The sequence below is a fragment of the Flavobacterium sp. AJR genome, from assembly GCF_002156885.1.
Lineage (GTDB): Bacteria > Bacteroidota > Bacteroidia > Flavobacteriales > Flavobacteriaceae > Flavobacterium.
Genome location: NZ_NCWQ01000006.1, coordinates 54,689 through 69,373 on the forward strand (window position 1 = coordinate 54,689; position 14,685 = coordinate 69,373).

16 protein-coding genes are annotated in these 14,685 nt (G+C 29.9%); 14 read left to right on the plus strand and 2 right to left on the minus strand.

What is annotated here, in order from left to right:
* The first annotated feature begins 76 nt into the window (after positions 1-76).
* Positions 77-913 carry an AraC family transcriptional regulator gene (locus B8T70_RS02840; protein ID WP_086893849.1) on the plus strand — a complete coding sequence of 279 codons (837 nt, stop codon included), beginning with the start codon at positions 77-79 and terminating at the stop codon, positions 911-913.
* A gap of 91 nt (positions 914-1,004) precedes the next feature.
* Positions 1,005-1,562 carry a YbhB/YbcL family Raf kinase inhibitor-like protein gene (locus tag B8T70_RS02845; RefSeq protein ID WP_086893850.1) on the plus strand — a complete coding sequence of 186 codons (558 nt, stop codon included), beginning with the start codon at positions 1,005-1,007 and terminating at the stop codon, positions 1,560-1,562.
* A 109-nt stretch (positions 1,563-1,671) separates the two neighbouring features.
* On the opposite strand, the gene B8T70_RS02850 is transcribed toward B8T70_RS02845, so the two are convergent.
* Positions 1,672-2,823: a DUF418 domain-containing protein gene (locus B8T70_RS02850; protein ID WP_086893851.1), complete on the minus strand. Its 1,152-nt coding sequence runs from the start codon at positions 2,821-2,823 to the stop codon at positions 1,672-1,674.
* 44 nt (positions 2,824-2,867) lie between these two features.
* Here B8T70_RS02850 and B8T70_RS24430 point away from each other — a divergent pair, with 44 nt between their 5' ends.
* On the plus strand, positions 2,868-3,068 hold the full coding sequence (locus tag B8T70_RS24430) for a methyltransferase domain-containing protein (RefSeq protein WP_369827341.1): 201 nt from the start codon (positions 2,868-2,870) through the stop codon (positions 3,066-3,068).
* 12 nt (positions 3,069-3,080) lie between these two features.
* Here B8T70_RS24430 and B8T70_RS02860 read toward each other — a convergent pair whose 3' ends face one another.
* Positions 3,081-4,121: a serine hydrolase gene (locus B8T70_RS02860; RefSeq protein ID WP_086893853.1), complete on the minus strand. Its 1,041-nt coding sequence runs from the start codon at positions 4,119-4,121 to the stop codon at positions 3,081-3,083.
* 383 nt (positions 4,122-4,504) lie between these two features.
* On the opposite strand from B8T70_RS02860, the gene B8T70_RS02865 reads away from it, so the two are divergent.
* The 11 genes from B8T70_RS02865 to B8T70_RS02915 form a co-directional block, all read left to right on the plus strand.
* Positions 4,505-5,011 (plus strand): hypothetical protein, encoded by a 507-nt coding sequence (locus tag B8T70_RS02865; protein ID WP_086893854.1) that lies wholly within the window; start codon positions 4,505-4,507, stop codon positions 5,009-5,011.
* Between the two features lie 119 nt (positions 5,012-5,130).
* The gene (locus tag B8T70_RS02870; protein WP_039118271.1) at positions 5,131-5,865 is read left to right on the plus strand and encodes a DUF1266 domain-containing protein; all 735 of its coding nucleotides are present in this window, start codon (positions 5,131-5,133) and stop codon (positions 5,863-5,865) included.
* Between the two features lie 14 nt (positions 5,866-5,879).
* Positions 5,880-6,248: a hypothetical protein gene (locus tag B8T70_RS02875; protein WP_086893855.1), complete on the plus strand. Its 369-nt coding sequence runs from the start codon at positions 5,880-5,882 to the stop codon at positions 6,246-6,248.
* Between the two features lie 292 nt (positions 6,249-6,540).
* Complete coding sequence (locus tag B8T70_RS02880; RefSeq protein ID WP_086893856.1) at positions 6,541-7,617, plus strand: calcium:proton antiporter; 1,077 nt, start codon at positions 6,541-6,543, stop codon at positions 7,615-7,617.
* Between the two features lie 230 nt (positions 7,618-7,847).
* Positions 7,848-8,954, plus strand: a complete 1,107-nt coding sequence (locus B8T70_RS02885; protein ID WP_086893857.1) for a serine hydrolase — start codon at positions 7,848-7,850, stop codon at positions 8,952-8,954.
* Positions 8,955-9,281: 327 nt separating this feature from the next.
* Positions 9,282-10,652: a hypothetical protein gene (locus tag B8T70_RS02890; RefSeq protein WP_086893858.1), complete on the plus strand. Its 1,371-nt coding sequence runs from the start codon at positions 9,282-9,284 to the stop codon at positions 10,650-10,652.
* A 22-nt stretch (positions 10,653-10,674) separates the two neighbouring features.
* Positions 10,675-11,106 carry a hypothetical protein gene (locus tag B8T70_RS02895; protein ID WP_123912061.1) on the plus strand — a complete coding sequence of 144 codons (432 nt, stop codon included), beginning with the start codon at positions 10,675-10,677 and terminating at the stop codon, positions 11,104-11,106.
* Positions 11,107-11,304: 198 nt separating this feature from the next.
* Positions 11,305-12,792, plus strand: coding sequence for a serine hydrolase (locus B8T70_RS02900; RefSeq protein WP_086893860.1), 1,488 nt, complete (start codon positions 11,305-11,307; stop codon positions 12,790-12,792).
* Between the two features lie 76 nt (positions 12,793-12,868).
* The gene (locus B8T70_RS02905) at positions 12,869-13,354 is read left to right on the plus strand and encodes a hypothetical protein (RefSeq protein WP_086893861.1); all 486 of its coding nucleotides are present in this window, start codon (positions 12,869-12,871) and stop codon (positions 13,352-13,354) included.
* Complete coding sequence (locus B8T70_RS02910; protein WP_086893862.1) at positions 13,355-14,107, plus strand: hypothetical protein; 753 nt, start codon at positions 13,355-13,357, stop codon at positions 14,105-14,107.
* Between the two features lie 33 nt (positions 14,108-14,140).
* Positions 14,141-14,685 (plus strand): hypothetical protein (locus B8T70_RS02915; protein WP_086893865.1); only part of this gene is annotated, 545 nt, incomplete at its 3' end.

Below are 14,685 nucleotides of genomic sequence, written 5' to 3' on the forward strand. Positions count from 1 at the left end.
TTTGTGTTAGCTCCAATAATTTTATAAAATCAGCGTAAATATGGCTTACTTTACGTAGTTAATCGTATACAATACAATGAACATTCATAATCTTCCTAACGACTTCAACATAGACTCTAAAAGTGAGATACAAATTTTTGATTATAGTGTAACTAGCTCATCTATCAAGAATAAGGTAATGCTTAATACAAATGTTTTAAGTTTTTTACTTGAAGGAACTAAAGAATTCATTACAAAAGATAAAGCCACAATTATTAATAATGATGCGTTCTTATTGATAAAATCTGGAAATTGCTTAATGACCGAAAACCTTTCGGATACCAATGTATATCGTAGTGTATTGCTATTTTTTAATGATGATATCCTTCTAAAATTATTGCAAAAAAACAATGTTTCAAAAACTGCTGATCCTAGTTCCAAACCTTATGAAATATTCCAATACGATGATTATGTTCATCATTTTGTAAAGAGTTTAATCCAAATAAAGACATACGATCATTCTCTTCGAGATAGCTTATTGCAAACCAAACTTGAGGAAATATTAACCTATTTATTATACAAAAACGGTACTGGGTTTTTAAATAATATACTCGCTCAAGACAGCCAAAACAGGCGCTTTACAGATGTAATAGAAAGTAATAAACTTAATAATTTAACCATTCAGGAGCTTGCTTTTTTATGCAATATGAGTATTTCTACTTTCAAGAGAAACTTTGAACAACAGTATCAAACAAGCCCAAGAAAATGGTTTCAAGAAAAAAGATTGGAGTACTCTGCTTATTTATTAAGTACCAAAAAGAAACGCCCTGTAGATATTTATTATGAAATAGGATTTGAAAGTTTATCTAGTTTTACACAAGCCTTTAAAACCAAATACAATACTACCCCTAAACAGTTCCAGCTAGAAAAATGAACTTCTGGAAACACTTTTAGAACTTCTTAGAACATCTCTAAACCTTCCTTGCAAAATATCTTTGTAGTCTATAATTTTAAAGAATTAAAAAATGAAAAAGATTAGTTTAGCATTGCTTGGTTTACTATTTACTACAAGTACGATTTTCGCCCAAAAGACATTTACTTTAAGTAGTAAAGATTTAGGCGGACAAGCCACAAAAACCGAAGAATTTGGAGGTTTTGGATGTACGGGTAAAAACCAATCTCCACAATTATCTTGGGCAAATGCACCAGAAGGCACTAAAAGTTTTGCAATCACCATGTATGATCCTGATGCTCCAACTGGTAGCGGATGGTGGCATTGGGTAGTATTTGATATTCCGGCGAACATTACCGAGTTAGTTACAAATGCAGGAAACTTAACTTTAAATCTTGCTCCAAAAGGAGCAATTCAAGGTGTCACCAATTATGGTGTGGCAGGATATGGCGGACCTTGTCCTCCCGAAAATCACGGTTTTCATCAATATATAATAACCGTTTATGCTCTAAAAACCGATAAACTAGGCTTAGATTCCAATACAAATCCTGCCGTTGTTGGTTACAATCTATGGGCAAATACTATTGCCAAGGCAAGTATTGTAACGTATTATCAGAGAGAAAAGAAATAACAGCTCTCCTGCTATCAGCTAAAATAAACTGCGCAAATGTCCCTACTTTGCGCAGTTCTTTATTTTCTATTAAAGTTGATAAAAGTCTGTTGACATGGTAATCCTTTTTTTATTTTACTTTAATTAATGGAAACCATTTTTTGTATGATAAACTTCTCCATAACCATTCTAATAAGCCATAGTTATACTTTTTTAACCACCAATTACTAAAAAATACTTGCAGAATATAAATAATAATTCCGGCAAGAAAATACCAATACCAAGACCAGTTTGGTCTAATACAGATGAACAAAAAGAAGGAGATTATATTTTGCAAAACATAATTTGTTAGCGTCATTCTCCCAGTAGCTTTTATAAGATTAAATGCACTCTTAAAATATCCTGAAAAATATATCCAGCAAATAAGTGAGCTTGAGAAAACCGTTAAACTTAATGCTACTGGGTAATACAGATTGTAGTAATCATTAAGAGTCCAGTCATTTTTATCTACAACCATTTGTAATAGAAACATGACTATAGAAATAATTAAACTATAGAACACTATTTTTTTTAGAACAATCCTTGGTTTTCTATCTATCATTTCGAAGAAATTACTTCTCTGAAATGCCATTCCTAATATAAAACACCCTAATTGAATTAAATGCAATATTACCGAATAACTTAAGCGTAACATCCATTTATATCGCATATATAAATTAGCTTTAACACTATCCAAAGTTGTATGGCTATTATAAAGTTCATAAAAAGTATCACGATACTTTGGTGTAAACAATAAATGATGCCGTCCCAACAATGACTGTAATGCCGGTGTCAGTAATAAAATAGTTACTGACAAAATAAAGAGTGATCTTGTGCTACAATTATAAAACATAAGCAATATTAGCCCCATGAATGCGTAATCAGTTAAAATATCACCTCCAAAAAATATGTTATTTATGAACCCAAATACAAACAACCAAAGCATACGATTTATAAAAAAAGCATAATGATTCTGTCCATTTTGCTTAATGTTTTTGAGCAAAACAGAAAATCCGTAACCAAATAAAATAGCTAATAATGTCCATCCCTTGGATTCAAAAACAGTTTCGGATATTATTTTTAAAGTTTCCGAAAGAGAATTTGAATCAGAATCCTTCGAGTGATTGTTCCAGCTATATATTGTAGAATAATTCATTACAGCCACACTAAATAATGCCCAACCTCTTAAAATATCTATAATTGGTGTTCGTTGACTTTGCGAAATTGGTTTAGTTTCTATCAAAATGATATATGATTAAATTTTAATACTGATTTTTTTTAATTGCTATCCATCACAACTCGGTAACAGATATGCCGTTTAACAATTACCAATATGATGCAATATTTTGCTATGCCTTGATTCATTTATTAGATAATCCCAAAAGAGAAAAACTAGTTCAAGACTTCTATAATCAATTATCACAGAATGGTTATATGATATTTATTGTCTTTACAAAAAAGCACAAACTTACTGCAAAAGCACATTGATTAGTAAAGTACTTATAGGGGCTTAATTTGATTGTAAGGCTTCTCCTCAAGGATAGATTGTATTGAATCGCTTATTTCATCTAAATTATTTTGTTTGTTATTAGTCATTAAAATAATCGTGAAATTTTGATTACTAACCAGTAAAGCTTGGTAATTAAAAGCAGCTCCATCATGTATATGACTTGTAACTTTGCCCTCTTCTATACTTCCTTCTCCAAGTCCCGTTTGATTTCCTTTAGAAAACGGGATAAAAAGCTCAAGTGTAGATTCTGGATTAATAATTTTAAACGAATTAATTGCTTCAGACCATTTGTAAAAATCCTTTAAATTTAGTGCTGTCCAGCCCGAAATATTGTATTTAATGGCATCTTGTTTTCCTTTATTATTAAATGATATTGCAAAAAGTTTCTCTTTTTCGTCTGGATCAACGAGCCCATTTTTTATACCAATAGGTTCAAGTATCTTTTTTATTACAAAAGAATTGAAAGGCATATTGGTGATTCTTTCTATGATTCTTCTCTGCAGAAATACATTATTGTTGTTATAATCATACTTCGTTCCTGGCTCAAAATCAAGAATCAAAGTTTTTTTTAGTAACATCATATTATCAGAATCCTGATTAACTTCATTCCATTTTATTTGAGGAAGACCACTTGTATATTGCAGTAAATGAATAATTTTAATTTTATTTGACCAAGAAGGAAGTTCGGGTAAAAATTTAGAAATTGAATCGTCCAGTTTTAATTTTCCTTGCTCTTTAAGCATCATAATTCCAATAGCGTTAAACTCTTTTGCAATTGAACCTATATGAAAACGATATTTTGTGTTTAATGGAGTCGTATTACTTGCATCGGCTTGCCCAAAGGCTTTTTCGTAAATTATTTTGCCTTTTTGGGCAATTAAAACATTACCATTGAAAGCTTTTAATTTATGCGCTTTTTGAAATAAACTATCTAGATTAGTCGTTTTTTGAGAAGATTGACTGTAACAATTACCACAAGTTACTAATAAGGCAATGAGGAGTATAATTCTATTGCTTTTAACTATTTTCATATATAATTTTTAATAAATATAATAGAATTTAATATTAATCCATGAAAAAAAAATCAATCAACTCAAACCATAAAAAGATAGTTGAATAAAATGTGGAGTTAGTTAAAATTAATCGTTTTTAAAAATTCCTCAATTACTTAAACATCTCGTATAAAGCTGCGCAAGTATCTCTGACTTTGCACGGCTTTTATATTTATGCATTAAATACAAGCTTAAGATTATTATGTCTTTAGTATTGAGAAATTCTTAATGAAATATAGTTTCTTTTTAATAACACGAAAAATCCTGTTTTTATATTACTCTTTTATTATATTTGCCACCAATAAAACGAAGATTTTTCTTAAAATCAAGTTATCTATTATTTTACACAAACTAATGCTAATATGAAATTTGTCCTTTTTGTTTTTCTGATATTTTGTTTTGGATGCGAAACAAAAAAAGACAATACAGCAAGAGAAACCAAAACCGAAATTAAACGGTTTATTATTGGCGATGTTAATAATGATAAAATCCAAGATACCGCTTTTGTACGTGTTATAAGTCATAACAATCTTGACCAAGTAGCTATTGAGTTTTCTAAAATAATTCCTCCCTTAAGTTTTGAAAGTTTAGGTGTTTATATTCAAAAAGTAAATGATTTGAATGGCGATAATAGAAATGAAATCATAATATTTTCCAGAACTCATGAAGGCTGGTGGAATGAAATTTCTATTTGGAGTTTTTATAATCAAAAGTGGGAAAAAATTGCAAAAACAAAGGCCTTTATTTCTGAAGATAAAGATTTTAAAAACAGAATAATTAAAGAAAATGGCAACTATTTTTTAATTGGGGATGATATGTGGAATGAGGATGAGAAAGGAGCCTTTTTAAAAACTAAAGTAAAAATATAAAAAACGCATAATACCATCATAGACGATAGTTAGTATTAAATACTAATTAACCTTGATTACAACTATAATACTAACCTCAGAATTTATTAACCTCAAAATAATTAATACTATAACTTTTTATGACTACAAACACTTACTTTATTATTGGCGGTATTGCCGTTTTATTTATTGCATACATGATTTTTCTAAAAACCATTATGAAAAAACGCAATAATAAACTTTTAGAAGACTTTAATAACAATCATTCCAACTCACCACTAACAGATGAGCAAAAAAGACTGCTTTCTTTTGGAGGAATTTTGTTTTATTACAGAGGAGAAAAAATACTAGGTATTAAACCCGAAAATAGTTTAAATGAATACATAGGAGGTTTAAAACTTCAATGGGAAATAACAAACGAAGCTGAAGCCAAAGAAACTTTGAATGATTTATTATCATTGCAGAGAAGTAATGAGTTCGAACCTGTTTTCTTGCAATCATCAAAAGAATTAAGCAGTATTCAGAAAGATATTTCAAAAGGTTTAGGATTAGATCTGGATAATGTTACAAAAATAAAATCAGCTTATGCATGGGATATTTGCAGAGCAGTATCATTAGCAAAATGGTGTTATTGGGTAGGTTATTTAACCGAAAATGAAACTTGGGAAATCATGAAAAAAGCTTCTGAAATAGCAATTAAAAAAGGGGAAAACTGGACCGATTATACCATTTCATTTTTATTAGGTAGAACTATACAAGGATTTGATTTAGATGAATTGATAGTCGAAAGCAAACAAATCCTTACTAGTAAAGGACCATCATTAAGAAAAATTGAAGATGTGGATATATATACAAAATACCCTTTTATAAAATAACCTCATCAATATTTATGATTCTAGAATGTTACAATTTATTAAAAACAATAGAACAGCGACCTATTATGTGGACTGGCGAAGCAAGTCTTAAGAGTATAAAGACCTTTGTTTCTGGCTATTATCTAGCGCTTATTGATAATAAGATTGTTAATGAGCAAATAGATGAACCTTTTTTTGATTGGGTTGCAAATAAGCTTGGCTATTTTGAATCAACTGCTGGATGGGCAAATATGATTTTAGCATATAGCATAGGAGTCAAACCTGAGAATATAAATTGGGAAGAGTTTTTTGTTTATGATATTACTCAGGAGCAGCATTTAAAATCTATTAAATTATTTTACGAATTAATTGAACAATTCAAAAATGAATTAGAAGGCATCTAATCAATTTACAAAAGAGTTTATATAAAAAAATGCGCAAATGTCTCTGACTTTGCGCATTTTTTATGTTCGTGCAAAAACCTAAATATAAGTTCATTTTCTACACGTGATTTTAAAGAGATTAGCTCCAAAATTATCCTTTTTAAGCTTACACTTTTTAACCTAAAATCAAAGAAAGTGTGAGTTTTTTGCCGTTTTTAGCGAAAAAAGTTCTATATTACAGAAAATCAGAGCCAATTTGTGATTAAAAGCAATTGGCGAGAATATTAATTTACCCGTATTTATATTAAAAAAAATGAAACAATTACTACAGTGGACAATCATCATTCCAGCACTTTCCTGGATTCTATTTTTTAGCGGACTTGTTGACAACAGCAGTATTTTTCAAGTTATTGCAAGTATACTACTTATCCTGAGCGTTATGTCGGCAGTACATCATTCAGAAATAATCGCAGAAAGAGTTGGAGAACCTTACGGAACCATTATTTTAGCTATATCCATAACCGTTATAGAGGTTTCGATTATTATTTCCTTAATGATGTCCGAAGGCGCAGAAGCAGCTTCATTAGCCAGAGATACTGTATTTGCCGCCACAATGCTTATTCTTAATGGTATCATTGGTCTTTGCCTATTAATTGGTGGTCTAAAACATTACGAACAAAATTTTTCTGTCTCTTCTGTAACTATTGGATTGGTTTCGCTAGTTTCGATTATCGTATTTACATTGGTCTTCCCTACTTTCACCGAAAGTGTTAAGGGTTCTTATTATTCAGTACCTCAACTTGTTTTTGCATCTGGTGCCTGTATTGTTATTTATTCTTCATTTCTGTTTGCGCAAACCACAAGATACCGCCAATATTTCCTTACGATTGGAGCCGATGAAAATGAAGATGCTGCAGAACCATTAGCAATCGATAATAAAACCTTTTATACAAGTTTGGTTTTCCTTATCGTAAGCTTAGGTATTGTGGTGCTACTAGCAAAAACACTTTCGCCTACTATCGAGAGCATTATTGTAAGCTATCATCTTCCTAAAACTTTAGTGGGAGTTGTAATTGCAGCAATAATCTTGTTACCCGAAGCAATTGCAGCAATTACTGCGGCAAGAAAAAACAGACTACAAACGAGTTTAAACTTAGCCTTAGGTTCAGCATTGGCAAGTATCGGATTAACCATTCCTAGTGTTGCAGCTGTTTGTATCATGATGGATATGCCTATTATCCTTGGGCTCGACATAAAATCTATTGTATTATTAGCATTATCAGTATTTACCGTAATGTTGTCGTTAAGCAAAGGAAAGTCGAATATTGTTTATGGTGTAGTACTGCTGGTCAATCTATTTGCTTTTGTATTCCTTATGATATATCCATAATCTCGTAAACAACTTAACTCTTATAAAAAATGCGCAAGTATCTCTTACTTTGCGCATTTTTTTATGATTAATAAATACATTATTTACGTTGAAATTAGATCTATAATAACATGAATAAAAGCCTATTTGTGGCACAAAGTCAATCAGACTTACATTGACAAAATAATTTTATGATTTTTATAAATAACTAATCAGTAACTTTCTAAAATAAAACTTATTAAGTCATTTCTATGAAAAACATTTTACTCATTATATGTATTTTACTCTTTCAAACTGATTTTATTTTTGCGCAAAACCATGAGAAAGAAGTTATATCGTATCTTAAAAAAGAAATGAAAGAGCAAAAGATTCCAGGACTACAAATTGCTGTAATTAAAAATAATAAAGTTCTTTTTTCAAAATCTCTCGGTATAGCAAATATTGAATTTTCAGTTCCTGTAACTAATAACACTAAATTCTCAATTAATTCTATTGCCAAAATAATTACTTCGGTTGCGATTATGCAACTTGTCGAAAAAAACAAACTTCAAATTGAAGCTCCTATTTCTAATTATTTGGATTCTTTACCAAAGGATTGGGGCAAAATCACCGTTAAGCAATTACTAAGTCACACTTCTGGTTTACCCGACATTGAAGCCTCAAGTGGCGATGGCTTAATTAGCGACAAAGGGCAAGATTCAGCTTGGGTTAAAGTTCAAACTTTGCCTCTACAATCTAAAGCCGGAGAAAAATTTAACTACAATGCAACAAACTATCTTTTGTTACAGCAAATTATTGAAAAAATTAGCAAGCTTCCTTTCGAAAAATTTGTTGAAACATACCAATTTAATGTTGCTAAAATGAACAATACAAAATATGCAAATTCATATGATGTGTTTAAATATAAAGCGCCAACTTATAGTTTTCACCAATTTAACAAAGCAATTGGGGATTATATTAAAACCGATAAACTAACCGTTACGTACGAAGATTTCCCGACTACCTTTAGAGCAGATGCTGGTGTATTTACAAATGCCGATGATATGGCTAGATGGGTTATTGCATTACAAAATGGCGATTTTTTACAAAACAAGGAAAATATCCGTAAAATGTGGGAACCTACAAAATTAAATAATGGAAGTTATGATGGCTTTGGAGGTATTTTAGATTCATATGCGTTAGGTTGGCCAATCATAAACAGAAAAACTCATTTTGCTGCTTCGGCTTTTGGAGGAGGACGCGCTTCTATTACCATTTATCCTAATGATAATTTAGCTATTATATTGTTTACCAACCTTACTGGGATCGAAACTTATACTATAACAGAGAATATTTCGAAGTTCTATTTTAAAGATTAATGCACAATGACAATATAAAAAATATCAAACTGGATGACTCCTACTCTACCCAGCCATACAAATCTAATAATCGATCTATTCTATAAAACCTTCATTAAAAATAATGGAGGTTTTTATGTTTTTTACAAATCTTCTTTAGCAATATTCTGAATAAAACAGAGTTTAATTATATTTATTTACCAACTAATCTATTAAATCGACAATACTAAATACATTTCTTACATTCGCTTAAACAGAATCCAATTTATACCCAAAAAAACATCTAAAAACATAAAGTTCAGAGCTATTCACAACTTAAGATATTAACCAAAAACCATAACCGAAAGAATGAAGAACAGACTTTTACTAGCATTTTTATTTTTGACATCATTAGCATATGGACAAAAGGCAACTTTTAATATTAAATATTCTGAACAGTTGGCCGTTTATGTTTTTTTACAAAATCTTTCTGAAGATTATCCTGAGAATGTTTTCAAGACTGAATTTCAAAAATCAAAATATAACGTTGAGAAATATAAAACTATAATCTCAAGATTTAACAAATTAAACATTTACTATAGTTTCCCATATGATGATTATCCATATGGCTCAAAAAAGACGATGCAAACGGAGGATCTATTGAAAAAAAATCTAATAGAAACAGAAAATCTAAAGGATTTTAAAATTCGTTCTATTGGTTTTATTCCAAATAATACACTGAATGATTTAGCTGAAAGTATTTTGGAATTTACCCCAATTTATAATGAGCTAATATACAATCCAAACAAAGAGAAATTCGAAAACCAAATTAAAGAAGTCACAAAGTATTCTAACGAAAACCAGATAGAAAACTACTTCCAGACGGGATTATTATTTTATAATTCGAGTTGGGACAATTCAATTCCTTTCAACGTAGCTTTTTATCCGTTACCAAATTCTAAAGGATTTACTGCACAAGCATTTTGCAACAATTTTATTAGTGCAATACAAACCGATTTAACATCGTATAAAGACTTATTTAGTGTTATGCTGCACGAAACCTATCATATAATTTATGATGAACAGTCGCTTGAAGTAAAAACAGATATTAATACTTATTTTAAAAAAAATAAATCGAAATGTAGCAATTATGCCTATCAGCTTATGAATGAAGTCTTGGCAACCGCTTTAGGAAATGGGTATGTTTATGAAAAATTAGACGGGAAAATTGACACTGGAGATTGGTATAATAAAAAATATATTAACCTTATGGCAAAGCAAATTTATCCGTTGATTACAGAATATATTAATCAGAAGAAACCAATAGATAAAAACTTTATTGATACTTACATCAACCTATATGAAACAAACTTTCCTGATTGGATAAATGAGCTTAATAATATAATGTCTTACAGATTTGTGCTTACCGAAAATGAGAAAGATATTAAGACCATAAACCAATTGTTTCGCTATCGCTCCAGAACCGAAAGCGAAGACCAAATTACAGAAAGTCGTATTGAAAAAATGCAAAAAACATCGCTTACAAAAGTGGTCATTATTTCTAAAAACAGTTCTGAAAAGATAAAACTATTAAAAACTAAATTTAAAGAATTAAAAAACTGGCAAGCTAACGCAGACAATGAGTTTGCTTACAAAATTCTATTAGACGATAAAAGCCAACTGATAATATTGAACCAAAAAAAATCGACAATTGAAACCCTTATCAAATCAGTAAAATAAGATATAGTCCATATATTAGAAAATGAAAATTACCATACAAATAATCATGTTGTTTATTTTGTCATCAGTTTATGCCATGCATAAATTACCACCTATAAATAGCAAAAACTCTATTGAAAACAAATGTTCTGTTACTAGCGTAACTTTAAAAACAGAAAGAATTGAGAAGAAACGAAAATTCCTTTTTTGGAAATTACCACACAAAAAAATAATTCATATTGATCAAGTATTTGATAGTAGCGGAAAGAGAATTTTAAAGAAAACTACAATTCAAGTTTGTTCATCCTGCTCTTGTGATGATATAAAATATCGCCGAGTAAAAATTGTAAATAATGAAATATGGATTTTTCATTACAATACAAATCCTGAAAAAGGAATAATAAAACGTTATGACTTTTGTGGAAAATTTTTAGGTCAAAAGGCTTGGGAAGATGAATCTTTTAATGATGATTAATCTAACAAATTACTGCTGCCAACTGATATCATAACCTCCCCTTTATTATTCCATCGTATTAAAAACAAACCTCTCGAAAGTGGAATAATATCAAAATAAAACAGTTATTAATGTAACATTTATGTTAATTATTTATCTATATAAAAACAGCTGATTTGTTTAATATAAATTACAATGAACTCTTAAAAATTAAAATAAATGAAAAAAATACTTTTTTTTATCTTACTCTCTAGCTTCTTAACAAATACAGTTTCTGCTCAAGAATTGAACAATTTATTTTCGACACTTTCTGAAAGGAATCTTTTTAAGGGTAGTGCTGTAATTTCTAAATCAGGAAAAACTATTTTTTCTAATACTTATGGGTTTTCTAATATCGAGAAGAAAGAAAAGTTTAATGACAATTCTCGATTCCCAATTGCTTCTGTTACAAAAACCTTTACAGCAACAGCTATACTGCAGCTTAAACAGAAAGGCAAGCTTACAATTGATGAACCGGTTCAGAAATACCTTCCCGATTTTCCTTATCCAAATATCACCATCAAACAACTGCTTAATAACACCTCTGGATTAGCTCAATATTATAATTTATTTGATAGTATAATAAAAGAACAACCCGAAAAAATAATTTCGAATCAGGATATTATTCCAACATTCATTCGTTTTAAAACACCGCTTGCATTTTTACCAGGAAGTAAATGGGACTACAATAATATTAATTTTTGCATCGCTGCATTAATTATCGAAAAAGTATCAGGAATTAGTTATGCTAATTATATGGAAAAAAATATTTTCGACCCTGCAAAAATGAAAGATTCATTTGTTCCGATTAACAGAAAAATTAAAGGACCAAATCAAGTAGAATTATACATGTATCCTAACTTCTATTCGACAGATTTTGCTAATATAAATACCTTAAAAGAACCTTTTTTAATATTCGAAAAAAGTAACTTTTATGGCAATGGAGGAATCGTAAGTACCGCTTTAGACTTGCAAAAATATCAAAACGCATTATTTACCTATCAGATTTTAGGCAAAAAAGAACTAGAGGAAGCTCTTACAGCTACAATACTTAATGATGGAAAAAAAGCAACTTATAATCTAGAAGGAAAAGAAATGAGTTATGGTTTAGGTTGGGGAATGTACACCGATGAAAGTAACGGAAAAATAGTTTTTCATGATGGCTCTATTACAGGTCTTACCAGTATTTTGGCACATAACATTACTAAAAATCAAACTGTAATCCTTCTATCCAATACAGGAAATTGCCCAGTGTATTCTATCCTTAATACCGTCTTACAATTAATGGACAACAAACCTTATACAATTCCTGCACAAAATCTTTCAAGAATCTATGGCAATTTACTTGAAAACGGAGATAAAGAAAAAGCAAATCAATTGATTGATGACTATTTAAAAAATCCAAAAAGTTATGAAGCAACCGAGAGAGATTTTAATCGATTAGGCTATCATTTTCTTAGACTCCAAAAAAATGAAAATGCTTTGCTGACATTCAAAACCGGATCATTAATTTTTCCTGAGAGTTGGAATATTTATGATAGTTATGGCGAAGCATTACTTCAATGTGGCAAAAAAGAAGATGCGATTAAAATGTATCAAAAATCTGTTGAATTAAATCCTAATAACGAAAACGGAAAAAAAGTTCTGAGTAGTTTACTAAAGGCATAACTAGATTAGCAAAACTGTTTCGTTTTGGAATTTGAAAATTAAAAAATGATCAAAAAAAGCATATCTGAATAAAAATATGAGTGACGAACAATTAATATTGTGGAATAAGATTAAGAATTTTGAGCTCGATGAACCTGAAATTTCATTTAGTTTTACAGATAGACTTGCCAGAGAAAATGGTTGGACAATTGAATATTCTATCCGAGCGATTTTAGAATATAAAAAATTCATTTTTCTATTAACTATTGCAAATCATCCATTAACTCCATCCGATCAAGTAGATCAGGTTTGGCATTTGCATTTGCTCTACACGCAATCATATTGGGAAGATTTTTGCGAAAACACAATCAAAAGAAGAATACATCACGGACCAACTAAAGGCGGTAATACCGAGAAAAGTAAATACACTAATTATTACGAAAAAACCAAAGAATTATATCTTGAAATTTTCAAAACCGAAACACCAAAAGATATTTGGCCGTCAAGCGAAATTAGGTTTACTGAAATTAACTTTGAAAGAATAAATCTGGATAGAAACTGGATTATAAAAAAACCTTTTTAAATGAAATATTTATCTGAACTAACGCCAGCAGAAATATTAATATTAACTAAAAAAAATGTTACTCAGCAGGAACTTTTAAAAATAACTTTCATAGATTTATTATTTAAACAAGTTTTACGAACTTTTGAAGTAGAAAGACAGCCACACATTAGAGAAAAAGTGAAAGTTTATAAATATGTTGGCATAGGACAAAACTATAAAACTTATAATTCTCAAAATCACGAAAGATCGTTTCTATCCGCTTTTGGAACTGATAATACGGTGGAAATATTGTTTAGGAATTTGGTTAAAATTGCTTTTCAAAAAACTAGAACAGTACAAGATTTAAAAAATGATTTAATAAAAACTCCAACTCTGAAAAAATGCTTTACTCAAAACATTTTTCAACAATTTTATTATGGTTATAGTCTTACAGAATATGGAACTGAATTAAAACAAATGGTTAAAAAAGAAATTCAAGACGCAGGAAATGAGCTTTCAGACATAGACAATATCGAAAACCAAAAAGCGATTGAATTAATAAAAATAATTGGAGCAAATATATTTCTTTTAGTAAATCTTGATTACGAACTATTAAATCAGATTGATACTGATTTAGTAACCGAAATTAATAGAAGTAATTCAACCGACGGAGGAAGTGGCTGTAGTACTTACGATTGGAGTTTTGATGATTACTCTTCTAGTTTTGACAGCGGTTGTAGTAGTGGATGCAGTGGTTGCGGAAGTGGCTGTAGCGGATGCGGAGGAGATTAGAAAATTTAAATTTTAAAATAAAAAAAAACACTTATGAAATCTTTTAAACCCTATTCTTTCCTATTCGTCTTATTCTTTCTAACAGGATGCATCGGAAATATGAATCCTACTGGTGGAAATTCTGCGCCAAATTATCCTTATTTTATCACTACAAAACCATTGGTCGTTAAGAAAATAGCAGTTCCAGTAGGAACAAAGCTAGTTTATGAAGAACAATACTTTAAAGAAGATGAACAAGATCAAATAATGAACGAGGAAAAACTTATCACGATAGAATTTCCTGTTGGTAAACCATTAAATTGGGGTGGTGTTCCCGTAACTTCAATTGACAAATTTTTTAATTCCGAAATGCATGGTTTTACCGTTAATGCTGACTTTGATAAATTAAGCAATGATAAAAAAACTAAATTCTCTGAGCTGTGGCAAAGTTGCAGTAATGATTTAGGAATTACAGTTAAAGACACAGATGATTGGTCTTTTAATACAAAAAACATTTCAGATGTTGAGAGTTGTAGTGTGCTCTATCAGCGCTATTTTAAGGAAAATAAAGAACAGCAAGCTTTTCTAGATAATTTATA